Raw genomic sequence first — 24,604 nt, forward strand, 5'->3', positions numbered from 1 at the left:
GGGCTCGCTCCTCGTGAGGGTGGAAGGGGTCAGGCGGCGGTGGCGACCCGGGGCAGCTGCGGTACGTCCCTCGGCCGGACCACCGCGTAACCCTGTCCGGGCGCCGCCCGCAGACCCCGGTCGCGGCCGAACAGCACCGGGGTGAGCGGCAGTTCGACGTGGTAGCAGGAGACCGAGGTCGGCACCTCCAGCAGGCTGGGGGTGTCCAGGAAGAACGGCAGCTCGGCGGCTATGTAGGCCACCCCGGCGGCCAGTTGCTCCGCCGAGGGGGCCTGGCCCGCCGGCAGCCGGGCCGCCAGGAAGCCGGCCGCCATCCCCTCGGTGGCCAGCCGGAAGTCCTCGTCCTCGGCCAGCGCCTGGGCCACCTCGGCGGACAGCCGCCGGTAGGCGGGGGTGTCCGCGAACTCGGACAGCGCGTGCACCCCGACCCCGGAGCGGCCGGCCAGCTCGACGCCGCGCTCGATCCGCCGCCGGGTGGTCTTGGTCTCCTTGGCCGCCCGCCGCCGGGCCTGGTCGGCCGGGTAACCGAAGGCGGCGAACTGGGTGTCCACGTGCAGATCGGCGTGGACCAAGTCCACCGATTCGAAGAACTGGCGCCCCCAGCGCACGAGTTGGGCGATCCGGAGATGGCTGAAGTAGCTGTTGCCCGGGCTGACCCCGATCAGCAGATGGTCGCCGCGCTGCCAGACCAGGTGGCAGCGGTCGGAGAACGGCAGCGCCTGGAAGGTGCTGAAGGTGGAGCTCAGGAGTGTTTCGGTCATGCCGCGGCCTCCGCGTCGCAGGACTGAGTACAGGGAAGTGGTGTCGATACCAAAGGAGTTCGTGCCACAGAGGCGACAGGAGAGGCCACGCCGGATGACGGCGGGTTCACTACTCCCTCGCGCCGCGAGTCCCGAGGAGCCGTGTGCTCCTGGTGTGGCGGCGGCTACTAGAAGTTACCGCCGCGCTTCGTCCGATCCGCAACCATGGCCCGGTGGTTGGCGAGATCGCGCCGTACAGCGGCCGAAAACAGCTGGACAGCATCGGGACGGTATGTCCACGGAGGCTTCCCGGAACGGCCCCGGACATCACCACGGGGCGCGCTCCGCTCGCGCTTTCCTACGAATTCTGACAGCCGGACCGGGAATCCGGCTGTCAGATTCGCCACATCGCTTCTCAGGCAGCGAACTTGGCGCTGGTCACCTGGTCACCGGCCCTGAGCTGCTGGACCACGTCCAGACCCCGGGTGACCCGGCCGAAGACCGCATAGTTCATGTCCAGGAAGTCCGCCGGGCCGAGCGTGATGTAGAACTGGCTGGAGGCGCTGTTCGGGTTCTGACTGCGCGCCATCGAAAGGGCGCCCGCCTCGCCGTGCTTGAGTTCGGGCGTGACCTCCAGCTTGATGGTCCGCTCGCGCTTGGTCTCCGGGTCGATGAATCCACCCGTTCCGTTGCCCAGCGGGTCGCCGCCCTGGATCACGAAGCCGGGTTCGTAGCGGTGGAACTTCAGCCCGTCGTAGAAGCCCCGCTCGACCAGGTCGGCGAAGTTCCCGGCCGTGATCGGAGCCTTGTCCTCGTACAGCTCGACCGTGATCGCGCCCTTGGTGGTCTCGATCACCACGGTTCGGTTTGCCACTGTTGACCGCCTGTCCTCACTGGAGGGTTGTCCTGATTTGTCACCCTACGTCACTGTTCTTCGCCGCCCCGGTCTCTGACGCGCTGTCCGGCTGTCAGCACCGCGGCCAGCAGGGCCCGGGTGTCGGCCGGGGTGCTGTGCGGGTTGAGCAGGGTGAGCTTGAGCCGGACCCGGCCCGGGCCGCGGCCCGGCAGTTCGGTCCGGCCGACCACCGCGCGGCCGGATCGGAGCAGCGCGCGGCGCAGCCCGGCGTTCAGCCGGTCCAGCTCCTCCGGCCCGGCCCCGGCCGGGCGGTAGCGGAACACCACCGTGCTGAGCACCGGTGGGCAGTGCAGTTCCAGCTCGTCCGCCTGCCGGACCGACTCGGCGGTGGCCAGCGCGAGCTGGTGGCAGGCGTCCACCAGCGCGCCCAGACCGGCCCGGCCCAGCGTGCGCAGCGTGACCAGCAGCTTGAACGCGTCCGCCCGGCGGGTGGTGCGCAGCGAGCGGCCGAGCAGGCTCGGGTACCCGGCCCGCTCGTCGTCGGCCGGGTTGAGGTAGGCCGCCCGGCGGGCCAGCGACCCGTACGACTCGGCCCGGCGGACCAGGAACACCCCGGCGGCGGCGGGCTGCCAGCCGAACTTGTGCCAGTCCAGCGAGACCGAGTCGGCCCGGGCGATGCCGTCCAGCAGCGGGGCCAGCCGGTCGCTGAGCAGGGCCCCGCCGCCGTACGCGGCGTCCACGTGCAGCCAGGCGCCGTACTCGGCGGCCAGCTCGGCGGCCGGGTGCAGCGGGTCGACGGCGCCGGTGTCGGTGGTGCCGGCGGTCGCCACCACGGCGATCGGCCGCTGCCCGGCCCGGACGGCGGCGCGCAGCTCCGCCGCCAGCGCGTCCGGGTCCATCCGCAGCTCGCGGTCGACCCGGACGGTACGGACCGCCCGCTCGCCCAGGCCGAGCAGGGCGGCGGCGCGCTGGACCGAGAAGTGCGCGGCCTCGGAGGCCAGGATCACCGGGCGGACGCCGGGCGGCAGGCCGTGCAGTCCGACCTCGCCGCCCAGCACCTGGTCCCGTGCCAGCAGCAGGCCCATCAGGTTGGACTCGGTGCCGCCGGTGGTCAGCACCCCGGCGGCCGGTGCCGGGTCGAAGCCGACCAGCTCGGCGAGTTCGGCGATCAGGGCGGTCTCCAGGCCGGTGGCCGCCGGGGCCTGGTCCCAGGAGTCGAGCGAGGGGTTGAGGGCGCTGACCGCCAGGTCCGCGGCGACCGCGACGGCCAGCGGCGGGCAGTGCAGGTGCGCCGCGCAGGCCGGGTCGGCCGGGTCGGCGGTGCCGAAGGCGAGGAACTCGGTGAGCCGGAGCAGGGCGTCCGGGTCGTCCCGGACCGAGAGCGCGAGCCGGGTCCGATCGGCGATCGGGCCCGGGCCGCCGGGCGGCAGCGGCCCGCCCCGGTGCGCGGTGCCGACCTCGATCGCGGTCAGCACCAGGTCGAGCAGCGGGCGCAGCGCCGCCGGGCGGGCGAGCGCCGCCGGCCGGGCCGGCTCCGCCGGGCCGCCGGTCATCGGGAGGCGGCCTCGATGGCGTCGGCCAGCCGCTCCAGCACCGCTTCGACCTGTTCGTCGGTGACGGTGAGCGGGGGCAGCAGCCGGAGCACCGCGTCGTGGCGGCCGCCGAGTTCCACGATCAGGCCGCGCTGCAGGCAGGCCGCCCGGACCCGGCGGGCCAGCTCCGGGTCGGCCGGGTGGGCGCCGCAGCGGTCCGGCTCGCCGCTCGGGTCGACCAGCTCGACGCCGATCATCAGGCCCCTGCCCCGCACGTCGCCGATCACCGGCAGCCGCCCCTTGAGCGCGTCCAGACGGCTCGTCAGCCGGGCCCCGAGCAGCTCGGCCCGCTCGACCAGGCCGTGTTCGGCGACGTACCGCAGGGTGGCCGCGCCCGCCGCCATCGCCAGCGTGTTGCCCCGGAAGGTGCCGGTGTGCGCGCCGGGCAGCCAACCGTCGTACTCCTCCCGGTAGACCACCACCGCGAGCGGCAGGCTGCCGCCGATCGCCTTGGACAGCACCAGCGCGTCCGGCACGATCCCGCTGTGCTCGACCGCCCACATCGCGCCGGTCCGGCCGACCCCGGTCTGCACCTCGTCCACGATCAGCGGGATGCCGCGCTCGGCGGTGATCCGCCGCATCTCGCGCAGCCAGCCGTCCGGCGCGGGGACCACCCCGCCCTCGCCCTGGACCACCTCCAGGATCATCGCGGCCGGTGGCAGCACGCCCCCTGACGGGTCGTCGAGCAGCCGCTCCACGTACGTCGCGGACAGCTCGGCCCCGCGCGCGCCCTCGCCGAACGGGCAGCGGTAGGCGTACGGGTAGGGCAGCCGGGTCACCTCTCCCCCGCTGGGCAGCGGGGACTTCACCTCGACGGCGCCCGTGACGGCCAGCGCGCCGGCCGTCATGCCGTGGTACGCGCCGGTGAAGGCGAGCGCGCCGCGGCGGCCGGTGGCGGTCTGCATCAGCTTGAGCGCCGCCTCCACCGCGTCGGTGCCGGCCGGCCCGCAGAAGTGCACCCGGGAGCGGTCACCGAAGCCGGGCGGCAGGCTGTCGAACAGCGCGGTGGTGAAGTCGTCCTTCTCCGCGGTGGCCAGGTCGAGCAGGTGCAGCGGGGCGCCGCTGTCCAGGGTGCGGCGGATCGCGGTGAGCACCGTCGGGTGGTTGTGGCCGAGCGCCAGCGTCCCGGCGCCGGACAGGCAGTCCAGATAGCGGCGGCCGTCCGCGCCCTCCACCGTCATCCCGTGAGCCCGGACCGGCACGATCGGGAAGGAACGGGCGTAGGTGCGGGCAGCCGACTCGCGGATGCGCTGGCGGCGCAGGATCGCGTCGCCGGCCGAGGGGGCGGCGGTGAGGGCCAAGGCAGACTCCCTTTTGGTTAGGTAAGCCTAACTTTACCGCTCTGGAATCGCGCGCTCCGCCTCGGGCCCGCTTTCCACCCGTCCGAGTGAACCCGACACCCCATCAACGAGCGTCGGCCGCCGGGGAAACGGGCCGCGCGAAGGTGAACGCACCGGCCGGCCCCCGGGTCGTAGGCTGCCCGTATGTCGTACGAAGCCGAACTGGCCGCCACCCGTGAGTTCTTCGCCGCCCGCGCCGCCACCTGGGACTCCAAGTACCCGGACGACAGCCCGCGCTACGCCGCCGCGATCGCCGAACTAGGCCCGGCCGAGGGCGCGTTCGTACTCGACGCGGGCTGCGGCACCGGCCGGGCGCTGCCGCTGCTGCGGGCGGCGGTCGGCCCCACCGGGAGGGTGCTCGGGGTGGACGTGACCCCCGAGATGGTGGCCCGGGCCCAGGCCCATGCCATCGTGGCCGCCGTCGCCCTGGCCGACTGCGCCCACCTCCCGCTGCCCGACGGCACCGTCGACCTGGTCTTCGCGGCCGGCCTGGTCAACCACCTCCCCGATCCCGGCCTGGGCCTCACCGAGCTCGCCCGGGTGAGCCGCCCGACCGGCCGCCTCGCGCTCTTCCACCCCATCGGCCGCGCCGTGCTGGCGGCCCGGCACGGCCGCGAACTCACCCCCGACGACCGCCGCGCCGAGCCCAACCTCCGCCCGCTGCTGGCCGCCAACGGCTGGCGGCTGGTCAGCTACACCGACACCGACGACCGCTTCCTCGCGGTGGCCGAGCGGGCCCGGTGACCGACCGCCCGCCGCGCGCCGCGACCGGCGGGTGCGGCCGCCAGGGCCTGTCGTCGAACTCCCGTCGTCGCCCGGAGGGCGGCCCTGCGGCGTCCGGTGCGTGCGCTCGACGCGCCTGACTGGAGCTGGGTCGTACCCGGGCTTTCGTCCGGTGCGGCGAGAGTGCGTGCCAGACGTCGTGGGGCAGGCGGGAGTCCGACGACCGGCCCTAGCGTCCGGTCCGCCAGCGGTAGTGCAGCTCCGGGCGGCCGACCTGGCCGTACCGGGGCTCGCGGTCGGCCAGGCCGGTGGCGACCAGGTGTTCGAGGTAGCGGCGGGCGGTGATCCGGGAGACACCGGTCGCGGTGGCGGCCGCGCCGGCGGACAGGCCGTCGGGGGTGGTGCGCAGGACGGTGGCCAGGGTGTCCAGGGTCGCGGCGCTGAGGCCCTTCGGGAGGGCGGTGCGGTCGGGGGTGCGGAGGGCGGCGAAGGCCTGGTCGACCTCGTCCTGACCGGTCGCCTCGCCGGTCCGGCCGAGGGTGGAGCGGTAGCGGGCGTAGCGGTCCAGCCGGTCGTGCAGGGCGGCCGCGCCGAACGGCTTCAGCAGGTACTGGACCACCCCGGCGGAGACCGCCTGCCGGACGGTGGCCAGTTCGCGGGCCGAGGTGACCGCGATCACGTCGGCGGTGTGCCCGGCGGCGCGCAGGGTGCGGCAGAGCCGGAGGCCGTGGCCGTCGGGCAGGTGCAGGTCGAGCAGGATCAGGTCGACCGGGCGGCCGGCCGCCCGGGCCCGCTCCAGCAGCCGGAGCGCCTCCGCGCAGCTGTGCGCGGTGCCGTCGGCCACGAAGCCGGGCGTGCGGCCGACGTAGAGCGCGTGGGCCGCGGCGGCCACCGGGTCGTCCTCGACCACCAGGACCGAGATCATCGCGCGGCCTCCCGCTGGAGCGGCAGCCGGACGGTGAGCACCGCGCCGTCCGAGCGGCCGATCTGCACCGTGCCGCCGTTGCGCCGGGCGGTCTGCTGGACCAGCGCCAGCCCGAGCCCCCGGCCGCCGACGGCCGCCTTGGTGGTCCAGCCCCGGCCGAACACCTCGGCGGCGGCGTCCGGTTCGATGCCGGCCCCGGAGTCGGCGACCCGGAGCAGCAGTTCGGCGCCGTCCACCCGGGCGGTGACGCTGACCTCGGGGGCCCGGGCGGCGGCGTTCTCGATCGCGGCGTCCACCGCGTTGTCCACCAGGTTGCCCAGCACGGTGACCAGGTCACGCGGGGTCAGGCCGGGCGGCAGCACGCCGTCGTCGATCCGGCTGTCCTCGGTCAGCGTCAACTCGACGCCGCGCTCGGCGGCCTGGGCGGTCTTGCCGAGCAGCAGGGCGGCCAGCACCGGTTCGGCGACTGCCGCCACCACCCGGTCGGTGAGCTGCTGGGCGAGTTCGAGTTCGGCAGTGGCGAACTCCACCGCCTCGCGGTGCCGGCCGAGTTCGATCAGCGAGACCACCGTGTGCAGCCGGTTGGCGGCCTCGTGCGCCTGCGCGCCGAGCGCCTCGGCGAAGCCCCGTACCGAGTCCAACTCGCCGACCAGCCCCTGGAGTTCGGTGTGGTCCCGGAGGGTCACCACGGTGCCGAGGCCGGGGCCGACCGCCGAGGTGTTCAGCACCACCACCCGCTCGGCGGTCAGGTGCAGCTCGTCCCGGACCGGCTCGGCCGAGCCGAGCGCCCGGACCAGCGAGGGCGGCAGGCCGAGCGACCGGACCGGTACGCCGTCCAAGTGACCCGACAGGCCCAGCAGTTCACGGGCCGCGTCGTTGCAGAGCACCACCCGCCCGGCGCCGTCCAGCAGCACCAGGCCCTCCCGGACCGAGTGCAGGGTGGCCTGGTGGTAGTCGTACAGGTGGCTCAGCTGGGCCGCGCCCATGCCGTGGGTGTGCCGCCGCAGCCGGGCGTTGGCGAGGTAGGTGGCCGCCCCGCCGAGCAGCAGCGCGCCGAGCGCGACCCCGCCCAGCGCGGTCAGCGGGCCGCGCAGCTGGGCGCTGATCGACTGCACCGTGATGCCCGCGCTGACCAGCCCGACCACCCGGCCGCCGTCCAGCACCGGGGCCACCACCCGGACCGAGGGGCCGAGCGTGCCGGTGTACGTCTCGGTGAACACCCGCCCTGCCAGTGCCTGTTCGGTGTGCCCGAGGTAGGGGCGGCCGATCTGGGCCGGGTCGCGGTGGGTCCACCGGATGCCGTCGGTGCCCATCACCGTGACGAAGTCGACCCCGGTGTCCTGGCGGACCCGCTCCGCGTACGGCTGGAGCTCGGCGGACGGGTCGGGGCCGAGCGCGGCGTCCCGGACGCTCGGGGTGTCGGCCACCGAGCGGGCCACCGCGGTGACCTGCCGGCGGGCGGCGTCCTCGGCCCGGCCGGTGGTGAACAGGTAGGCGAGCACCGCGCCGCCGGCCACCACGGCGGCCACGATGACCACCTGGAGCACGAAGAGCTGGCCCGCCAGGCTGCGTGCGCGCCGGGGCGGCGGGAGGTCGGGGTGCGCGTCCATGCCAGCCAGTGTGCCCTGCCGGGCCGGGGACCGGTCCTCCCGGCGGCCCAAGATCCGGCCCGGGCGACGTGAACTCTATGAACTCAAACGTGACCCCGGTCACTCCGGAGCCCATAGTCGGATCGGCCCAACCACCCGGGGCCGCAGCACCCGCAGGCGAAGGAGCCGCACCATGACGACCAGCACAGCAGCCCCGAGACGGGACCGGACGCACTACCTCTACCTCGCGGTGATCGTGGCGGTGCTGGCCGGTATCGCGGTCGGCCTGGCCGCGCCGGACTTCGCGGTGGACCTGAAGCCGGTCGGCACCGGCTTCGTGAACCTGATCAAGATGATGATCAGCCCGGTGATCTTCTGCACCATCGTGCTCGGCATCGGCTCCGTCACCAAGGCCGCCAAGGTCGGCCGGGTCGGCGGCCTCGCCCTCGGCTACTTCCTGCTGATGTCCACCGTCGCGCTCGGCATCGGCCTGCTGGTCGGCAACCTGCTGGAGCCCGGCTCCGGCCTGCACCTCACCCAGGCGCTCGCCAAGGCCGGGCACGCCCAGGCCACCGCCGGCCACGCCCAGGACACCACCGACTTCCTGCTCGGCATCATCCCCACCACGGTCTTCTCCGCCCTCACCGAGGGCAAGGTGCTGCAGACCCTGCTGGTCGCCCTGCTGGCCGGCTTCGCGCTGCAGGCGATGGGGCCGGCCGGCACTCCGGTGCTGCGCGGGGTGGAGCACCTGCAGCGCCTGGTCTTCCGGATCATGTCGATGATCATGTGGCTGGCGCCGGTCGGTGCGTTCGGCGCGATCGCCGCGGTGGTCGGGGCCACCGGCACCGCCGCCCTGAAGAGCCTCGCCGTCATCATGATCGGCTTCTACCTCACCTGCGCGCTCTTCGTCGTCGTGGTGCTCGGCCTGCTGCTCCGGCTGGTGGCCGGCGTCAACATCTTCGCCCTGCTGCGCTACCTCGGCCGCGAGTTCCTGCTGATCCTCTCCACCTCCTCCTCCGAGAGCGCCCTGCCCCGCCTGATCGCCAAGATGGAGCACCTCGGCGTCAGCCGCCCGGTGGTCGGCATCACCGTCCCCACCGGCTACAGCTTCAACCTCGACGGCACCGCGATCTACCTGACGATGGCCTCGATCTTCATCTCCGAGGCGCTCGACAAGCCGATGTCGCTGGGCCAGCAGCTCGGCCTGCTGCTCTTCATGATCATCGCCAGCAAGGGCGCCGCCGGCGTCACCGGCGCCGGCCTCGCCACCCTGGCCGGCGGCCTGCAGTCGCACCGCCCCGAACTGGTCGACGGCGTCGGCCTGATCGTCGGCATCGACCGCTTCATGTCCGAGGCCCGCGCGCTCACCAACTTCGCCGGCAACGCCGTCGCCACCGTGCTGATCGGCCACTGGACCAAGGAGCTCGACCGCGAGCGCCTCGACCAGGTCCTCGGTGGCCGGCTCCCCTTCGACGAGACCACCCTGGTGGACAGTCACACCTCCGCCGTCCCCGCCCAGTCGGACGCCCCCGCGCTGGAGAAGACGCACTGACCCACCCCCTCGAACGGCAGGCCCCCGCCCGGTAGCCCCCGGTCGAGCGGGGGCCTGCTCCATGCCCGCACCGACCCGGCACCGTCACCGTCCGGCGCGGACCCCCTCGTGCACCGCGCCGCTGAGCGCCCAGGCCAGGCCGGTGGCCGGATCCTCCAGAGCCAGGTGGACGAAGCGGAGTTCGTCCGTCGGCTCGTGCCAGGTGAAGCAGCGCAGGCGGGACACCAGGGTCTCCACCTCACCGACCGCCGACTCGCCCGTCATCGCGGCGAGCAGCCGCCAGACCGCGATCCGGCCCTGGGCGCTGCCCCGGGCCGGGCCGTCCGAGGCGGCCTGCAGCAGGGCGGGGTAGACCGCCCCGAGCGGGAGGTAGCCGCCGGTCACCCGACGGGACGTGGCGAGTCGGGCGGCGGCGGCCGGGCCGGAGCCGCGGACACAGCGGGCGGTGGCCCAGGGCACCGCGGCGGCCAGCAGCCTGGTCGCCGCCAGTTCGCGGACCAGCGTGCCGGGCTCCGGCAGTTCGACCGGGCCGAGCCCCTCCCGGCCGGCCGGGAGGCTGAGCAGCGAGCGCCTGGCCCCGCCGGTGCGCAGGTACTCGCGGACCCGGGCGCCCGGCTCCCAGCCCGCCAGCTCCCAGGGTTCCAGGGTCAGCGGGACGCCGTCCCGGTCCGGTTCGGCACCGTGGTCGAGCTCCTCGCCGAGCAGCACCCGGGTGTGCTGGACCAGCCGCCGGACTCGCGCGGGACCGAGCAACGGGGCCAGCCGTCGCCAGGAGTGACGGGTGGCCAGCACCTCCCAGAGCGGCCCGGCGTCGTGGTCGGCCACCGTGGCGGCGGAGCCGGGGCCGCCGTCCGGGTCGAACAGCCGGGCCGCCAGCTCCGGCGGTGCCCCGTACGCGATCAGGTGGCCGAGCGGCCCGGTCTCGGCCGCACCCTGGGCCTCGCCGCGCAGCGCGACGCCGACCGCCCGGGACTCGCGGTAGAACCCGAGCAGCTCGGGCCAGCGTTCCTCGTCGGCCAGGGTGCGCAGTCTGCGGCACTCGTAGGTGATCACATTTTCAGCGTACGACCCGTGACGCTCCGTCAGCGGAACGCCACGAGCGGGCTCGGCGCGCCCCGGTCGGGGACGCTCAGCCGCCGACCTCGGCGAGCAGCCGGGCCGCGTGCACCCGGCCGGCGTGCTCGACCAGGTTGATCAGCACCTCCTTGCCGGACTCCCGCCGCCGGGCGTCGCAGATCACCACGGGTGTCTCGGCGTCCAGGTCGAGCGCCCGGGACACCTCCTCGGGGTGGAACTCCCGGGTGCCCGCGAAGCGGTTCACCGCGACCACGAACGGGATGCCCCGGTGCTCGAAGAAGTCGACCGCCGGGAAGCAGTCGGTCAGCCGCCGGGTGTCGGCCAGCACCACCGCGCCCAGCGCACCGGTGGCCAGCTCGTCCCAGAGGAACCAGAACCGGTCCTGTCCCGGGGTGCCGAACAGGTAGAGCGAGAGCCCGTCCCGGATGGTGATCCGGCCGAAGTCCATCGCCACCGTGGTGGTGGTCTTCTGCTCCACCCCGCCGAGGTCGTCCACCCCGGCCCCGGCGAGGCTGAGCTGCTCCTCGGTGCGCAGCGGCCGGATCTCGCTGACCGAGCCGACCATGGTGGTCTTGCCGACCCCGAACCCCCCGGCGACCAGGATCTTCAGGGTCAGCGCCGGGCTGTCGTCGGGGCGTTCAGAGCGCGCGGAGTCCATTGATGACCTCACGGAGGATGTGCTCGTCGGGGAGCATGGCGGGCGGTACGGGGCGGCTGACCCGGATGAACTCGGCGTCCAGCAGGTCACCGAGCAGCACCCGGACCACCCCGAGCGGCAGGTCGGTCTCGGCGGCGATCTCGGCCACCGAGAGCGCGTTGTCCCGGCAGAGGTCGAGGATGGCGCCGTGCTCGGGGCCGATCGGCAGCTCCGGGCTGTCCGGGACGTCGCTGACCACCAAGGCGATCAGGTCGAACTCCCGCCCGGTGGGCCTGGTCCGGCCCTTGGTCAGCGCGTACGGGCGGACCATCGGGCCGGCCGCGCCGTCGTACCAGTGGGTGTGCGGCTCGGCCGGGGCCGGGAAGCCGAACGGGGAGTCGGGCAGGTGGCGGCGTTGCGGGTAGGGCATCGGGCTCACCGCCCCCGACCGGCGCGCGGCGGCGTGTACAGGTGCTCCCCGACCCGGCGGACCAGCCGGGCCATCTCGTAGGCGATCAGCCCGAGGTCGGCGTCGGCCTGCGCGAACACGGCCAGGCAGCTGCCCTCGCCGGCCGCCGCGACGAACAGGAAGCCGTGCTCCAACTCCACCATGGTCTGCCGGACTTCACCGGCCTCGAAGTGCCGCGCGGCCCCCTTGGCCAGACTGTGGAAGCCGGAGGCGACGGCGGCCAGGTGCTCGCCGTCCTCCCGGCCGATCCCGGCCGAGGTGCCGACCGCCAGGCCGTCGGCCGAGAGCATCACGGCGAATCTGATCTGGGCCACCCGGGAGACCAGCTCGTCGAGCAGCCAGTTGAACTCACCCGGTCGGGCCGCAGCGTTGGTCATCGGGTCTCTCCCTCGGTGCTGTCGACGGTCCGTTGGTTCTTGCCCCGGGCCCACCCGCGCTGGTAGGCGGACATCGCGGCGCGGGCCTCCTCGGGGTTGCGGCCCAGCCGGGGCGGGCCGTCCGGGCGGGGCCGGGTCTGCGGGCGCTCCGGGGCCTCCCGCAGCTGCGGCGCCATGCTGGCCTGCCGGACCCGGCGCGGCAGGTCCTCCGACTCCGGCGCCGGCGCCGGCTCGGTGACCGCAGGCCGACCCGGCCGGGGGCGCGGCGCCGGGTCCGGTACGGCGCGCAGCGAGGGCGGCGCGCTCGGCGGCGGTGGCACCGCCGCCGCGACGGCCGGGAACGGGGTCGGCCGCAGCAGCCCGGCGCCGAAGGCGTCCCGGCCCGGCGGCGCGGAGACCGCGGGCACCGCTGCCGAAGGCACCGGCGGAGCGGCCCCGGCCGGCCCGGAGCCGATCGCCTCGCGCTCCGGACGGGGGTTCTCCAACAGGGCGTTGGGCAGCAGCACGACCGCCGTGGTGCCGCCGTACGCGGAGGTCCGCAGCGAGACCCGGACGTCCTGGCGGCGGGCCAGCCGGCTGACCACGAACAGGCCGAGCCGGTCGCTGTCGAACAGGTCGACCTGCTGGGCCGCCTCGATCCGCCGGTTGGCGTCGGCCAGTGCCTCCGGACCCATCCCGAGGCCCCGGTCCTCGATCTCCAGCGCGTAGCCGTTGCCGACCTGCTCGCCCCGGACGTGCACCTTGGTGTGCGGGGGCGAGAACCCGGTGGCGTTCTCCACCAGTTCGGCCACCAGGTGGGTCAGGTCGGCGACCGCCTGCCCGGCCACCGCCGCGTACGGGAGGCGGTGCACCTCGACCCGGGCGTACTCCTCGACCTCGGAGACCGCCGCCCGCACCACGTCCATCAGCGGCACCGGATTGCGCCAACCCCGGCCCGGGGCCGCCCCGGAGAGGATGATCAGGCCCTCGGCGTGCCGCCGCATCCGGGTGGTCAGGTGGTCCAGCCGGAACAGGTCCTCCAGCTCGGCCGGGTCCTCGGTACGCCGCTCCATGGTGTCCAGCAGGGTGAGCTGACGGTGCACCAGCACCTGGCTGCGCCGGGCCAGGTTGACGAAGACCCCGGAGACGCCGGAGAGCACCTCGGCCCGCTCGACCGCCGCGGTCACCGCCGCCCGCTGGACCGAGCCGAGCGCACCGTGCACCTGCCCGATCTCGTCCGCGCCGTGCCGGCGCAGCGGCGCCTCGGTCTCCACGTCGATCTCCTCGCCCGCGCGCAACCGCCGCATGGTGCCCGGGAGTTTGCGGCCGGCCAGCTCCAGCGCGGAGTTCCGCAGCCCGATCAGCTCGGTGACCAGACCACGGCCGATCTGCACCGAGATCAGCAGCGAGGCGACCACCGCGAGCAGGCCGAGCAGCACGGCGGCGCCGGAGGAGCTGAACAGCCCGAGCCCGTACGGGTGGGCCTGCACGGCGGCGGCCGTACCGGCGTTGGTCTCCACCGCGCGCAGGGTGCGGGCCACGTTGTCGGCGGCCACCGACCACTGCTCGGCGCTCACCGCGTCGACCGCGGCCCGGCCGTCCACGGCGGAGCGGACGGTGTCCTCGTACCGGACCAGCCCGCGGTGGTCGGTGCCGTTCAGGACGGCGAGCAGCGCGGCCCGGTCCGCCGGGCGCAGGTCGGGGGCGGCGGTCTGCTCGAACAGCCGGCGGGCGTAGACCGCGGCGGCGAACTCGACCCGCTGGGACTCCAGCAGCAGGCCGGTCCGCAGGCCGGTGCGGAGCAACGCGTCCTCCCTGGCCAGGAGTTCGCGGGAGCGGGCGAACTCCAGCAGCACCCGGCCGTCCGAGGCCACCCGGTGGTCCTGGAGCGAGGTGGTGGCACCGGTCACCTCGAAGGCACGGTCGATCGCGGCGGTGTACGCGGCATAGGTCTCGGCCCAGCTGACGGAACGTTCCGTCACCCGGCGGCGCAGCTCGGTCAGACCGCTGACGGCCGCACCCAGCGCGTCCACCCGGTCGGCCGCCTCGGCGCCGAGGCCCCGGGCGTCGGCCCGGTTGTAGCCGACGCCGATCCCGAGCGGGGCGACCGCCCGGTCGGTGGCCTCGGCGGCCTCCCGGAGCGCCGCCTCGCGGCCGGCCCCGGGCGCGGCCAACTGCAGTCCGGCGGCCACCCGTTCGGCCTGAAGGCCGGCCACGGTGGCGTTCACCGGGTCGAGCAGTTCGCCGTTCACCTGCTGGAGCCGCAGCAGGTCCCAGACCTGCTGCGCGGTGGTCACGGTGGCGAAGGACCAGAGGGCCATCACGGAGACCACCGGGACCATCAGCAGGGCGACGATCCTGGCGCGTACGGTGCGGGGGCGCAGCCGCCGCAGCAGCGCGTGCGCGGCGGGTCGGGGGACGGCGGCGGCCTCCCGGGCGGGCGGGCCCGCGTGGGTTCCCATGTGCTCAGGGCCCTTTCGGTGGTGGGTGGTCGACGGACGTGGCCGGGGCGGCGGGCTCACGCCGCCCGGTCGAGCTCCTCGCTCGCCAGCCGGCCGGCCTCCCGGTAGGCGGCGCGTTCCTGCGCGGTCGGCGAGAGCGCGACGAAGGCGGAGGTCAGGAACAGGAAGGAGCCGAGCCCGACCGCCAGCGGGAAGATGAACTGCATCGGCGTCGCCCCGCCCAACTCGGCCCGGGACGGGTGCAGTTCGACCTGAACGGCGGCCATGCCGGTGTAGTGCATGCAGCTCACCGCGATGCCCATCACCAGCGCGGCGGCCCCGGCCGCGTATACGTTGCGGATGGTGACGGCGGCCCAGAGCGCGGCGGTCGCCGCCCCGATCGCGATCAGCACCGAGAGCGCGACCGTGCCGAGGTCGTAGTCGACCGTGCCGTGCAGCCGGACGGCCGCCATCCCGAGGTAGTGCATGGCCGCCACCCCGACCCCGGTGATCAGCCCGCCGAGCAGCAGCGACCGGCCCCGGTGCCGCCCGTACGCGACGGCGAAGACGCCGAGCCCGACCACCAGGACGGCGACCAGCAGGCTCAGCACGGTGAGCGGCACGTTGTAGCGCAGCTCGGTGCCGTCCACCGTGAAGCCGAACATCGCGATGAAGTGCATGGTCCAGATGCCCGAACCGATCGCGGCGGCGGCGGTGATCAGCCAGTTCCGCCGGGAGGCGCCGGTGGCGGAGAGCGCCCGCAGGGTGCAGCGCAGGCCCAGCGCCGCGCCGACGCAGGCCATCGCGTAGGAGATGGCCGGGGTCGGCCAGCCGAAGCTGAAGTGGTCCAGGTGTCCCATCGGGCCTCCGGACGACCCGGCCGGGTGCCGGTCGCCTGTGCGATGTCGAATGCGGATGCGCCGGACGCTACCGATCGATCACAGGCGGTTACGCGAAGATGTGAAAAACAGCCCACGCCGGAGCTCGAATGTGCTGCACTGGAGCGGGTGTTGTGCGCCGGGCGCACGACTGACCAGCCGTCACACCCGCCCCGTGCGCCGCCCCGACCACGACCGTCGGGACGGCACTCCGCACTCCGGGCCTACCGCCGGGTCAGCCTGATCCGCACCGGCCCGGCCGCCTCCAGCGTGATGCCGTGGCTCAGCGGCACCTCGCGGGCGTCCAGCGCCTCCACCTCGAAGGTCCGCAGCACGCCGGCCAGGCCGAGCACCGACTCCAGCATCGAGAAGTGCTGGCCGATGCAGGCGCGCGGCCCGCCGCCGAACGGGAACCAGGCGTACCGGTGCCGGCCGGCCTCCGCCTCCGGGGTGAACCGCTCGGGGTCGAAGCCCTCCGGGTCCTTCCAGTGCCCGGCGTGCCGGTGCACCACGTACGGGGCGACCATCACGTTGGCCCCGGCCGGGATCACGGTGTCGCCGATCACGCACTCCGCGACCGCGAGCCGGCCGATCACCGGCGCGGCCGGGTAGAGCCGCATCGCCTCCTTGAGCACCATGGTCAGGTACGGCAGGTCGTTGTAGTCGGCGGCGGTCGGCCGGTGCCCGTCGGCGAACACCGTGTCCAGCTCGGTGCGGACCCGGCGCTGCACCTCGGGGTGGTGGCCGAGCAGGTGCAGGGCGAAGGTCAGCGAGGTGGCGGTGGTCTCGTGGCCGGCCAGCAGGAAGATCAGCACCTGCTCGCGCAGCTCGGTCAGGTCCAGCCGTGCGCCGTCCTCGTCCCGGGCCGCGGCCAGCAGGCCGAGCAGGTCCTGGGCCTCGGCGGCGGACGCCCCGCGTGCCGCGATGATGGTGTCGCAGACCGCGAACAGGGCCTGCTCGGCGGCCGCCGCCTGCTTGTTGGTCGGCGTCGGCCAGCTGCGCGGGATGCGCCGGGGCTGGAAGGCGCGGGCGGTGACGTAGTGGTTGATCACCGGGAAGTTCACCCGGACCGAGTCCAGCGCGGCCTCCAGGTCGGCACCGAACAGGATCCGGGCCACCGTCCGCAGCGCGTACCGGGACATCTCGTCCACCGCGTCCACCGTGCCGCTCGGCTCGGCGACCCAGCGCTCGACCATCAGCTCGGTCTCCACCGCGATCGCCTCGGCGTAGCCGTCCACCCGGCGGCGGGTGAAGAGCGGCTGGATCAGCCGGCGCTGGCGCTGGTAGTCGGCGTCCTGCGAGGTCAGCAGGCCGTTGCCGAAGCTCTGCCGGATCTCCTCGTAGAAGGTGTTCTCCTTGCGGAAGTTGGCCGCCTGGCCGGCCAGCACCTGCTGGGCCCCCTCCGGCGAGTAGACCCCGTAGAACTCCGCCCGCAGCCCGGGCGGCCCGGCGGTGAACCGCACCACGTCGCCGTACTCCCGCTGGGCGCCCAGGTAGGTGCCGAGCGGATCGCGTTTCAGGTCGAACATCGAGCCCAGCAGCGGCACCCCGGTCGGGCCCGGGATCTGAGTGGTCGGCAAGAGAAACCCCCTGGTCACTGAACACTTGTGCGTGTCCCACCAAGTTAGCTGACCCCCTGTCAGCACAGAAGAGCCGGAATGCCCCGCTGGTCGGTTCGCACATGCTGGCCCGGTCCGGCCTTCTGACTGGCCCGTGCGATGAGACAGGGGATTTTTGGACCGAACGTGCGGCACTATGATCGCCTCACCGGAAGTAGGAGGGGACCACCCGCATGTCCATCACCGTCCGCCGCACCGCCCTGGCCGTCACCGCACTCGCGCTGGCCGCCGGGCTGACCGCGTGCAGCAGCAGCTCCGGCACCCCCTCGGCGTCCTCCTCGGCCTCCGGTGGCGGCAAGCTCTCCGGCACGGTCACCGTCTTCGCGGCCGCCTCGCTGAAGGAGAGCTTCACCGAGCTGGGCAAGAAGTTCGAGACCGCCTACCCGGGCGTCTCCGTGAAGTTCAACTTCGGCGGCAGCTCCGCGCTGGCCCAGAGCATCGTCTCGGGCGCGCCCGCCGACGTGTTCGCGGCGGCCAGCCCGGCCACCATGAAGACCGTCACCGACGCCAAGGCGGCGGCCGACTCCAAGGTCTTCGTCCGCAACACGCTCACCATCGCGGTGCCCAAGGGCAACCCCAGGCACATCGCCGCGCTGAAGGACCTGGCCGGCGCCGGGCTCAAGGTCGCGCTCTGCGCGAAGGAGGTGCCGTGCGGCGCCGCCGCCGTGACCGCCCTCAAGGCGGGCGAGGTCAACCTCACCCCGGTCACCCTGGAGCAGGACGTCAAGGGCGCCCTGACCAAGGTCGAACTCGGTGAGGTGGACGCCTCGCTCGTGTACAGGACCGATGTGATCGCCGATGCTGCGAAGATCGACGGTGTGGACTTCCCCGAGGCCGCCAAGGCCGTCAACGACTACCCGATCGCCGCGCTGACCAAGGCCCCCAACGCCGACGGCGCCGCCGCGTTCGCCGCCTACATCCAGTCCGCCGACGCCCGACGGGTGCTCACCGCGGCGGGCTTCCAGGCACCGTGACACCCGCACGACCCGCGTTCCGGCGAGCGCCGTTCGCGCTCCTGCTGCCCGCCCTGCTCGGCCTCGCCTTCCTGGTGCTGCCGCTGGTCGGGCTGCTGGTCCGGGCCCCGTGGAGTGACCTGCCCAGGCAGCTCACCAGCCCCGAGGTCTGGGAGGCGCTGCGGCTCTCGCTGATCTGCGCGACGGCGGCGACCGCGCTGTCCCTGCTGCTCGGGGTGCCGCTGGCCTGGCTGCTGGCCAGGACGGAGTTCCCCGGGCGGCGGTTCGTCCGGGCGCTGGTGACCCTGCCGCTGGTGCTGCCGCCGGTGGTCGGCGGGGTGGCCCTGCTGCTGGTGCTCGGCCGCAACGGCATCGCCGGACGCTGGCTGGACTCGGCCTTCGGGATCACCCTGCCGTTCCACACCTCGGGCGTGGTGCTGGCCGAGGCGTTCGTCGCGATGCCGTTCCTGGTGATCAGCGTCGAGGGCGCGCTGCGGGCCGCCGACCCCCGGTACGAGGAGGCCGCCGCCACCCTGGGCGCCTCCCGGCTGACCGCGTTCCGCCGGGTCACCCTGCCGCTGATCGCCCCGGGCATCGCGGCCGGTTCGGTGCTCGCCTGGGCCCGCGCGCTCGGCGAGTTCGGCGCCACCATCACCTTCGCGGGCAACTTCCCCGGCCAGACCCAGACCATGCCGCTGGCGGTCTACCTGGCGATGGAGTCCGAACCGGAGGCGGCGATCGCGCTCAGCCTGGTGCTGCTGGCGGTCTCCATCACCGTGCTGGCGGGCCTGCGCGGCCGGCGGATGTCCAACTCATGACCATGACGGGCAGGAGTTCCGGAGCGGAGACCTCCGGCCCGTCTTCCGTCCCGCCCCGGAGAGGCCGATGAACATCTCGCTGGACGCCCGCCTGGTGGTCGAACGCCCCGGCCACGCCAACCGCTCGGGCTTCCGGCTCGACCTCGGGCTGCGGGCCGCGCCCGGCGAGGTGATCGCCCTGCTCGGTCCGAACGGCGCGGGCAAGTCCACCGCGCTCCGGGCGCTGGCCGGGCTGCTCCCGCTGACGGACGGTCACCTGCGGCTCGACGGCAGCACCCTGGAGGAGCCGGGCACGGGGGTGCACACACCCGCCGAGCGACGGCCGGTCGGCGTGGTGTTCCAGGACTACCTGCTCTTCCCGCACCTGTCCGCCCTGGACAACGTCGCCTTCGGGCCGCGCTGCCGGGGCCTGGGCCGACGCGCCTCCCGGGAGGCCGCGCTGCCCTGGCTGCAACGGATGGGCCTGGCCGAGCACGCCCAGGCCAGACCGGGCGCGCTCTCCGGCGGGCAGGCCCAGCGGGTCGCGCTGGCCCGGGCGCTCGCCGTCCACCCCCGGCTGCTGCTGCTGGACGAGCCGCTCGCCGCGCTGGACGCCCGGACCCGGCTGGACGTCCGCTCCCAGCTCCGGCGGCACCTCCGCGAGTTCGAGGCGGTCGCGGTGCTGGTCACCCACGACCCGCTGGACGCCATGGTGCTCGCCGACCGGCTGGTGGTGATCGAGGACGGCCGCGAGGTCCAGTCCGGCACCCCGGCCGAGATCGCCCGGCGCCCGCGCACCGACTACATCGCCCGGCTGGTCGGCCTCAACCTCTACCAGGGCACCGCCGCCGGACACACCGTCACCCTCCCGGACGGCGGCCCGGTGCTGGCCACCACCGAGGAGCTGACCGGGCCCGCCTTCGTCGCGTTCCCGCCCGCCGCCGTCACGCTGCACCGGACCCGGCCCGACTCCAGCGCGCGCAACGTCTGGCAGCTGGAGGTGGCCGGGCTCGACCTGCACGGCGACCAGGTCCGGGTCGACCTGACCGGCGCGCTGCCGATGGCCGCCGACCTGACCCCCACCGCCGTGGCCGAGCTGGACCTGGCGCCGGGCAGCCCGGTCTGGGCTGCCGTCAAGGCCACCCAGACCCACGCCTACCCGGCCTGACCCACCGTCAGCGGCGCAGTCGGCGAGCTGCCAGCACCAGCGCGACACCCGCACCGGCCAGCAGGACCGCCGCCAGCGGCGGGCCCCAGCCCGATCCGCCGGTGTCGGGGAGCCCACCACCGTCACCACCGTCGGGCGGCGGGACCGGACCGGCCGTCGTCCGCGAGGGGCTCGGGGCCGGGGTCACACTCGGCTCGGGCGTCGGCGTCGGGGTCGGGGTCGGGGTCGGGGTCGGGGTGACGCTCGGCTCCGGGCTGGGCGTGGGGCTCGGGGTCGGCGTGGGCGTGGGCGTGGGCGTCGGCGTGGGCGTCGGCGTGGGCGTCGGCGTGGGCGTCGGCGTGGGCGTCGGCGTGGGCGTCGGCGTGGGCGTCGGCGTGGGGACGTCGCAGCGCGCGTGCACCTCGCCCAGCCGCATCGACGAGATCTCGCCCTGGTAGACCTGGCTGCCCCCGGTGTTGTTGAGCGTGCCGGACACCCGGATGTCCAGCCACGCCTCGGCCGTGCCCTGCCGACTCTGGGAGGACGGGTCCTGATGCGCCGTCACCACCACGGTCAGCGTGCTGGCGCCGATGGTCGGCACGTCCAGGTCGGCCCCGGTGATCGACAGCGTGGAGGTGCCGACCGGCACCCGCTGCCCGAGCACGGTGATCTGGGCACCGTCGGTCCGGTTGTACGCCAGTGCGAACGGCCCGATCGGCGGCGGCACGCACTCCGCGTACGAGTCCAGCGCGGCCACCCCGGTGCCGCCGACGGCCCGGATCTCGACCAGTTGCTTGCTCCTGAAGTGCACCACCAAGTCGGTGAGTTGGGCCTGCCCGTAGTACCTGGAGGCGGCCGCCTCGGTCCGCGTCACCCGAGTGGCGATGCTGACCAGGTTCAGCACCCCGTCCGGGTCGCTGAAATCACCGTTGTCGATGTCACCGACCGCAGTGCTCTCGGCCTCCCCGTAGCTGCCGGTGAAGGCGTCCAGCCCGATCGCGGGCACCGACTGGTTCCGCAGCTGCACCAGCTGCGCGCTGGACAGAGCGGTCGGCGACACCGCGGCCGGCGGCCCGGTCAGCGCGAGCGAACCGAGGCCGGCCGACAGCACGGCGGCACAGCTCAGCACTACGGCATGACGTCTCATACGAACAACTACTAACAGCTGACCGCCCCGAAACCCGGCAGCCCGCGCGCGTCAACGCGGTACGAACCCGGATTCGTACGCCATGATCACCGCCTGCGTCCGGTCCCGGGCACCGAGCTTCCCGAGCACGCTGCTGACGTGCGTCTTCACGGTCTGCACGCCGAGGAAGAGCTGCTCGGCGATCTCGCCGTTGGAGAGCCCCCGCGCCACCAGCCGCAGCACCTCCGCCTCCCGCTCCGTCAGCCCGGCCCGGGCCATCGCCTGTTCGGCCGGGCGGTTGGCGCGCTCGGCGGCCAGTCGGCGAATGGCGGCCGGGAAGAGCAGCGACTCCCCCGCCGCGACCAGCCGCACCGCGTGCGCGATCTCGGCCGGGCGGGCGCGCTTGAGCAGGAAGCCGTCGGCACCGGCGCGCAGCGCCTCGTAGACGTAGTCGTCGTTCTCGAAGGTGGTGACCACCAGGATCTTCGGCGGGTCGGCGCTGCCCGCCAGGATCGCCCTGGTCGCGGTCAGCCCGTCCACCTCGGGCATCCGGACGTCCATCAGCACCACGTCCGGCTTCAGCGAGCGGGCCAGCGTCATCGCCTCCACGCCGTCCGCCGCCTCGCCCACCACCCGCAGGTCGCCCTGCGCCTCCAGCACGGCCCGCAGCCCGGCACGGACCAGCTCCTCGTCGTCCGCCAGCAGAATGTCGATCATGATCCCAACCGTAGTGGCAGCCGAACGGCGAGCACCCAGTCGTCACCCTGCCAACCGGCGGTGGCCTCGCCGCCCAGCAGGGTGGCCCGCTCCCGCAGGCCGCGCAGGCCCTTGCCGCCACCCTTGCGCGAACCTCCTTCGCCAGACCGGCCGTTGACGCACCGCAGCTCCAACTGCCCGGCCCGGACCACGATCCTGAGTACGATCGGCGCGCCGGGTGCGTGCTTGAGCACGTTGGTCACCGCCTCCTGGACGATCCGGTACGCCTCCCGGGACAGCACCCCGGGCAGTGCGCCGGCCGGGATCTCCACCGTGGCCTCGACCGGGTGGCCCGCCGCCCGGGCGGTCTCGAAGAGCCCGGGCAGCTGCTCCACGCCCGGCTGCTCGACGGCGGTCCCCTCGGGGGTGTCCCGGAGCAGCACCAGGGTCCGTTCCAGGTCGTCCATCGCCTGCCGCCCGGTCTCCTCGATCACCTCCAACGCCTTGGCCACGAAGGCCGGATCGGCCACCTCCCGGGCCGCGCCGGCCTGCAGCACGGTGACCGTGAGCGCGTGGCCGATCGAGTCGTGCAGCTCCCTGGCCAGCCGGTTGCGCTCCAGCAGCCGTTCGGCCCGCAGCTCCGCCTCGGCCAGCCGCTCGGCCGACGATGCTCCCAACAGGCTCACCGCCATGGCGAGTTGCAGCCTCCCGGCGAGCACCACGAACCAGACCAGCCCGAACAGCAGGACCGGTGCGAGCATCGGATCGAGCAGCAGCGGCCACCCGTCCGGAAGTTGCCAGCCGAACAGGCTGGGGGTCCGACCCCGGAACGGCTGGGTGCACAGCGACCAGACCGAGGCCAGTCCGTGCACCGTGGCGACACCGACCACCGAACCCAGCGCGACCCGGCCGATCAGCCAGCCGGCCGTCCGCCGCCGGTCGGCCCAGCCCGTCGAGCCGGTGACCCCGATCTGCTCCTCCCGGTCGGGCAGCAGCAGCAACCGGGCCTGCACCCCCTCGGCCCGGCGGGTGGCGGGCACCAGTGCGGCCAGCGTGAGCAGCGCACTGTCCAGCAGCACACTGACCGTCAGGACCCGGGTCGTGGTGACCCCTTCGGTCCCCGGGTAGACCAGCAGCACCACCCCGACGAAGACCACACCGATCAGCAGGTGCAGCCACCTGGCATAGGTGGCCGCGGCCAACAGGGGCGCGAAGATCCTGGGCATCCCGCCATCGTGCCAGCTGATCGCCCCGGACCGGCTCCCTCTCAGGAGGGAGCCGGTCCCCTCCCCGGCGGGATCCCCGGGCCGACCGGCTCGGCTGGAATGGATCACGTCAGCAACGACCAGGGGAGGAAGCCGTGATCCGAGTACAGGACCTCAGCAAGAACTACGGGGAGACCCGGGCGGTGGACGGGCTCGGCTTCGAGGTGCGGCCCGGCAGCGTGACCGGCTTCCTCGGCCCCAACGGCGCGGGCAAGACCACCACCCTGCGGATGATCCTCGGGCTGGACCGGCCGACCACCGGGCAGGCGCTGATCGACGGCACGCCGTACGCCGAACTGACCGACCCGCTGCGGCGGGTGGGCGCGCTGCTGGATCCGCACGCCGTGCACGGCGGCCGGACCGCCCGGGGGCACCTGCGCTGCCTGGCCCGCAGCAACGGCATCCCGGACCGCCGGGTGGCCGAGGTGCTGGCCCAGGTCGGCCTGGCCGAGGTGGCCCGCAAGCGGGTCAAGGGCTTCTCGCTGGGGATGCGCCAGCGGCTCGGGGTGGCGGCGGCCCTGCTCGGCGACCCGCCGGTGCTGCTGCTGGACGAACCGGTGAACGGCCTCGACCCGGAGGGCATCCGGTGGATCAGGACCCTGCTGCGCGGCCTGGCCGCCGAGGGACGGGCGGTGCTGGTCTCCTCGCACCTGATGTCGGAGATGGCGCTGACGGCGGATCACCTGGTGGTGATCGGCCGGGGCCGCCTGCTGGCCGACGCGAGCACCGCGGACTTCATCGCCGCGCACGGCCGCCCCCGGCTCCGGGTCCGGGCCGTCGATCCGGTCAAGTTGGCCGATCTGCTCCGGAGTTTGGCGCTCACCGCCGAACCGGCCGAGGGCGGGGCCTGGGAGGTGCACGGCGTGACCGGCGAGGAGTTCGCCCGGCTCGCCGCCGAGCACCGGGTGGTGCTGTACGAGATCTCGGCTCAACAGGATTCTCTGGAGGAGGCTTTCATGCGGATGACCGCCGACAGCGTCGAGTACCGGGCGGTGGCGGCATGACCACCACGACCGTGCTGCGCTCCGAGTGGACCAAGCTCACCACCCTGCGCTCGCAGTGGTTCACCCCGCTGCTGGCCGTGCTGCTCAGCGTCGGCATCACGCTGGCGGTCAACCTGGCCTACGCCCAGGACACCTCGCTGACCGAGGACCCCAGCATCGGCGTGTTCTACGGCTTCAACTTCGGTCAGGTCGCGCTCGCCTGCTTCGGCATCCTGCTGATGGGCCAGGAGTACAACTCCGGCACCATCCGGTCCTCGCTCACCGCCGTGCCCCGGCGCGGGCTGCTGTACGGCGGCAAACTGCTGGTCGGCTCCGGGGTCGGCCTGCTGGCCGGCCTGCTGGTCACCGGAGGCAGTCTGCTCGCGGTCGACTCGACGCTGGGCGTGGACCTGACCGCCCCGGGCACCGTCCGTAGCCTCATCGCCGGCGTGCTCTACTGCCCGCTGCTGGTGCTGATCTGCCTGGGCGTCACCTCGATGCTGCGCAACCTGACCGCCGCCATGGGCCTGCTCACCCCGACCGTGTTCCTGGGCACCATCATGCTCAGCGCGATCCCGGGGGTCCGCGACGTCGCCCAGTTCCTGCCGGACCGGGCCGGGCAGTACGCCCTCCGGCAGCAGCCCGACCCGAACGTCTGGTACGGCCACTGGACCGGCCTGCTGATCATGGCGGCCTGGGCCGCCCTGGCAGTCTGGGGCGGCTGGCGGTCCGTCAGCCGCAAGGACGTCTAGGCCGTGTTTTAGGAAGCGCGGGCGGCCATCCACTTGGTGAGGTCGCCCGTGATGCGGTCGGTGCTGGTCTCGACGGTCACGTCGTGTTCGC

The 24,604-nt window shown here is 74.1% G+C and carries 23 protein-coding genes; 7 read left to right on the forward strand and 16 right to left on the reverse strand.

Going from position 1 to position 24,604, the window contains the following annotated elements; all coding sequences use genetic code 11:
* Positions 1 to 29: 29 nt before the first annotated feature.
* The 4 genes from ACIRPK_RS04145 to ACIRPK_RS04160 all read right to left on the reverse strand — a co-directional run bounded on the left by ACIRPK_RS04145 (position 30) and on the right by ACIRPK_RS04160 (position 4,489).
* Positions 30 to 761, reverse strand: coding sequence for a tRNA-dependent cyclodipeptide synthase (locus tag ACIRPK_RS04145; RefSeq protein WP_403032611.1), 732 nt, complete (start codon positions 759 to 761; stop codon positions 30 to 32).
* Between the two features lie 394 nt (positions 762 to 1,155).
* Complete coding sequence (locus ACIRPK_RS04150; RefSeq protein ID WP_403032614.1) at positions 1,156 to 1,614, reverse strand: peptidylprolyl isomerase; 459 nt, start codon at positions 1,612 to 1,614, stop codon at positions 1,156 to 1,158.
* Positions 1,615 to 1,664: 50 nt separating this feature from the next.
* On the reverse strand, positions 1,665 to 3,149 hold the full coding sequence (locus ACIRPK_RS04155) for a pyridoxal phosphate-dependent decarboxylase family protein (RefSeq protein ID WP_403032616.1): 1,485 nt from the start codon (positions 3,147 to 3,149) through the stop codon (positions 1,665 to 1,667).
* A complete protein-coding gene (locus ACIRPK_RS04160) occupies positions 3,146 to 4,489 on the reverse strand; it encodes a diaminobutyrate--2-oxoglutarate transaminase family protein (protein ID WP_403032618.1) in 1,344 nt (447 codons plus the stop codon). The genes ACIRPK_RS04155 and ACIRPK_RS04160 overlap by 4 nt, the downstream gene beginning before the upstream one ends.
* A gap of 183 nt (positions 4,490 to 4,672) precedes the next feature.
* Here ACIRPK_RS04160 and ACIRPK_RS04165 point away from each other — a divergent pair, with 183 nt between their 5' ends.
* Entirely contained in the window at positions 4,673 to 5,272 is a 600-nt protein-coding gene (locus ACIRPK_RS04165; protein ID WP_403032621.1) for a class I SAM-dependent methyltransferase, read from the forward strand.
* Between the two features lie 208 nt (positions 5,273 to 5,480).
* Here ACIRPK_RS04165 and ACIRPK_RS04170 read toward each other — a convergent pair whose 3' ends face one another.
* Positions 5,481 to 6,176 carry a response regulator gene (locus ACIRPK_RS04170; RefSeq protein ID WP_403032624.1) on the reverse strand — a complete coding sequence of 232 codons (696 nt, stop codon included), beginning with the start codon at positions 6,174 to 6,176 and terminating at the stop codon, positions 5,481 to 5,483.
* Complete coding sequence (locus ACIRPK_RS04175; protein ID WP_403032627.1) at positions 6,173 to 7,786, reverse strand: ATP-binding protein; 1,614 nt, start codon at positions 7,784 to 7,786, stop codon at positions 6,173 to 6,175. Before ACIRPK_RS04175 ends, ACIRPK_RS04170 begins: the two co-directional genes overlap by 4 nt.
* A 172-nt stretch (positions 7,787 to 7,958) precedes the next feature.
* On the opposite strand from ACIRPK_RS04175, the gene ACIRPK_RS04180 reads away from it, so the two are divergent.
* Positions 7,959 to 9,317, forward strand: coding sequence for a cation:dicarboxylate symporter family transporter (locus ACIRPK_RS04180; protein WP_403032630.1), 1,359 nt, complete (start codon positions 7,959 to 7,961; stop codon positions 9,315 to 9,317).
* Between the two features lie 84 nt (positions 9,318 to 9,401).
* On the opposite strand, the gene ACIRPK_RS04185 is transcribed toward ACIRPK_RS04180, so the two are convergent.
* The 7 genes from ACIRPK_RS04185 to ACIRPK_RS04215 all read right to left on the reverse strand — a co-directional run bounded on the left by ACIRPK_RS04185 (position 9,402) and on the right by ACIRPK_RS04215 (position 16,755).
* Positions 9,402 to 10,370, reverse strand: coding sequence for a hypothetical protein (locus tag ACIRPK_RS04185; protein WP_403032633.1), 969 nt, complete (start codon positions 10,368 to 10,370; stop codon positions 9,402 to 9,404).
* A 76-nt stretch (positions 10,371 to 10,446) separates the two neighbouring features.
* Complete coding sequence (locus tag ACIRPK_RS04190) at positions 10,447 to 11,052, reverse strand: GTP-binding protein (RefSeq protein WP_403032636.1); 606 nt, start codon at positions 11,050 to 11,052, stop codon at positions 10,447 to 10,449.
* A complete protein-coding gene (locus ACIRPK_RS04195; protein WP_403032639.1) occupies positions 11,033 to 11,461 on the reverse strand; it encodes a DUF742 domain-containing protein in 429 nt (142 codons plus the stop codon). The genes ACIRPK_RS04190 and ACIRPK_RS04195 overlap by 20 nt, the downstream gene beginning before the upstream one ends.
* Positions 11,462 to 11,466: 5 nt before the next feature.
* On the reverse strand, positions 11,467 to 11,877 hold the full coding sequence (locus tag ACIRPK_RS04200; RefSeq protein WP_403032642.1) for a roadblock/LC7 domain-containing protein: 411 nt from the start codon (positions 11,875 to 11,877) through the stop codon (positions 11,467 to 11,469).
* Complete coding sequence (locus ACIRPK_RS04205) at positions 11,874 to 14,318, reverse strand: nitrate- and nitrite sensing domain-containing protein (protein WP_403032645.1); 2,445 nt, start codon at positions 14,316 to 14,318, stop codon at positions 11,874 to 11,876. The genes ACIRPK_RS04200 and ACIRPK_RS04205 overlap by 4 nt, the downstream gene beginning before the upstream one ends.
* Before the next feature lie 56 nt (positions 14,319 to 14,374).
* Positions 14,375 to 15,157 (reverse strand): MHYT domain-containing protein, encoded by a 783-nt coding sequence (locus tag ACIRPK_RS04210; RefSeq protein ID WP_403032647.1) that lies wholly within the window; start codon positions 15,155 to 15,157, stop codon positions 14,375 to 14,377.
* Between the two features lie 242 nt (positions 15,158 to 15,399).
* On the reverse strand, positions 15,400 to 16,755 hold the full coding sequence (locus tag ACIRPK_RS04215; protein WP_403032649.1) for a cytochrome P450: 1,356 nt from the start codon (positions 16,753 to 16,755) through the stop codon (positions 15,400 to 15,402).
* 212 nt (positions 16,756 to 16,967) lie between these two features.
* On the opposite strand from ACIRPK_RS04215, the gene modA reads away from it, so the two are divergent.
* The 3 genes from modA to ACIRPK_RS04230 all read left to right on the forward strand — a co-directional run bounded on the left by modA (position 16,968) and on the right by ACIRPK_RS04230 (position 19,712).
* Positions 16,968 to 17,768 (forward strand): molybdate ABC transporter substrate-binding protein, encoded by an 801-nt coding sequence (modA, locus tag ACIRPK_RS04220; RefSeq protein WP_403032652.1) that lies wholly within the window; start codon positions 16,968 to 16,970, stop codon positions 17,766 to 17,768.
* Positions 17,765 to 18,565, forward strand: a complete 801-nt coding sequence (locus tag ACIRPK_RS04225) for an ABC transporter permease (protein WP_403032655.1) — start codon at positions 17,765 to 17,767, stop codon at positions 18,563 to 18,565. The genes modA and ACIRPK_RS04225 overlap by 4 nt, the downstream gene beginning before the upstream one ends.
* 67 nt (positions 18,566 to 18,632) lie before the next feature.
* Positions 18,633 to 19,712, forward strand: coding sequence for an ABC transporter ATP-binding protein (locus ACIRPK_RS04230; RefSeq protein ID WP_403032658.1), 1,080 nt, complete (start codon positions 18,633 to 18,635; stop codon positions 19,710 to 19,712).
* Positions 19,713 to 19,719: 7 nt separating this feature from the next.
* Here the strand turns inward: ACIRPK_RS04230 and ACIRPK_RS04235 are convergent, their stop codons facing one another.
* The 3 genes from ACIRPK_RS04235 to ACIRPK_RS04245 are packed head-to-tail and all read right to left on the reverse strand — an operon-like array spanning position 19,720 to position 22,739.
* Positions 19,720 to 20,838, reverse strand: coding sequence for a hypothetical protein (locus tag ACIRPK_RS04235; protein WP_403032661.1), 1,119 nt, complete (start codon positions 20,836 to 20,838; stop codon positions 19,720 to 19,722).
* A 51-nt stretch (positions 20,839 to 20,889) separates the two neighbouring features.
* Positions 20,890 to 21,534: a response regulator gene (locus ACIRPK_RS04240; RefSeq protein WP_403032663.1), complete on the reverse strand. Its 645-nt coding sequence runs from the start codon at positions 21,532 to 21,534 to the stop codon at positions 20,890 to 20,892.
* Positions 21,531 to 22,739 carry a sensor histidine kinase gene (locus tag ACIRPK_RS04245; protein ID WP_403032665.1) on the reverse strand — a complete coding sequence of 403 codons (1,209 nt, stop codon included), beginning with the start codon at positions 22,737 to 22,739 and terminating at the stop codon, positions 21,531 to 21,533. The genes ACIRPK_RS04240 and ACIRPK_RS04245 overlap by 4 nt, the downstream gene beginning before the upstream one ends.
* 134 nt (positions 22,740 to 22,873) lie before the next feature.
* On the opposite strand from ACIRPK_RS04245, the gene ACIRPK_RS04250 reads away from it, so the two are divergent.
* Positions 22,874 to 23,782: an ABC transporter ATP-binding protein gene (locus ACIRPK_RS04250; protein WP_403032668.1), complete on the forward strand. Its 909-nt coding sequence runs from the start codon at positions 22,874 to 22,876 to the stop codon at positions 23,780 to 23,782.
* On the forward strand, positions 23,779 to 24,513 hold the full coding sequence (locus tag ACIRPK_RS04255) for an ABC transporter permease (RefSeq protein WP_403032671.1): 735 nt from the start codon (positions 23,779 to 23,781) through the stop codon (positions 24,511 to 24,513). The genes ACIRPK_RS04250 and ACIRPK_RS04255 overlap by 4 nt, the downstream gene beginning before the upstream one ends.
* The last annotated feature ends 91 nt before the right edge of the window (positions 24,514 to 24,604 follow it).

The sequence above is a fragment of the Kitasatospora sp. NPDC101801 genome (genome assembly GCF_044766665.1).
GTDB lineage: Bacteria > Actinomycetota > Actinomycetes > Streptomycetales > Streptomycetaceae > Kitasatospora.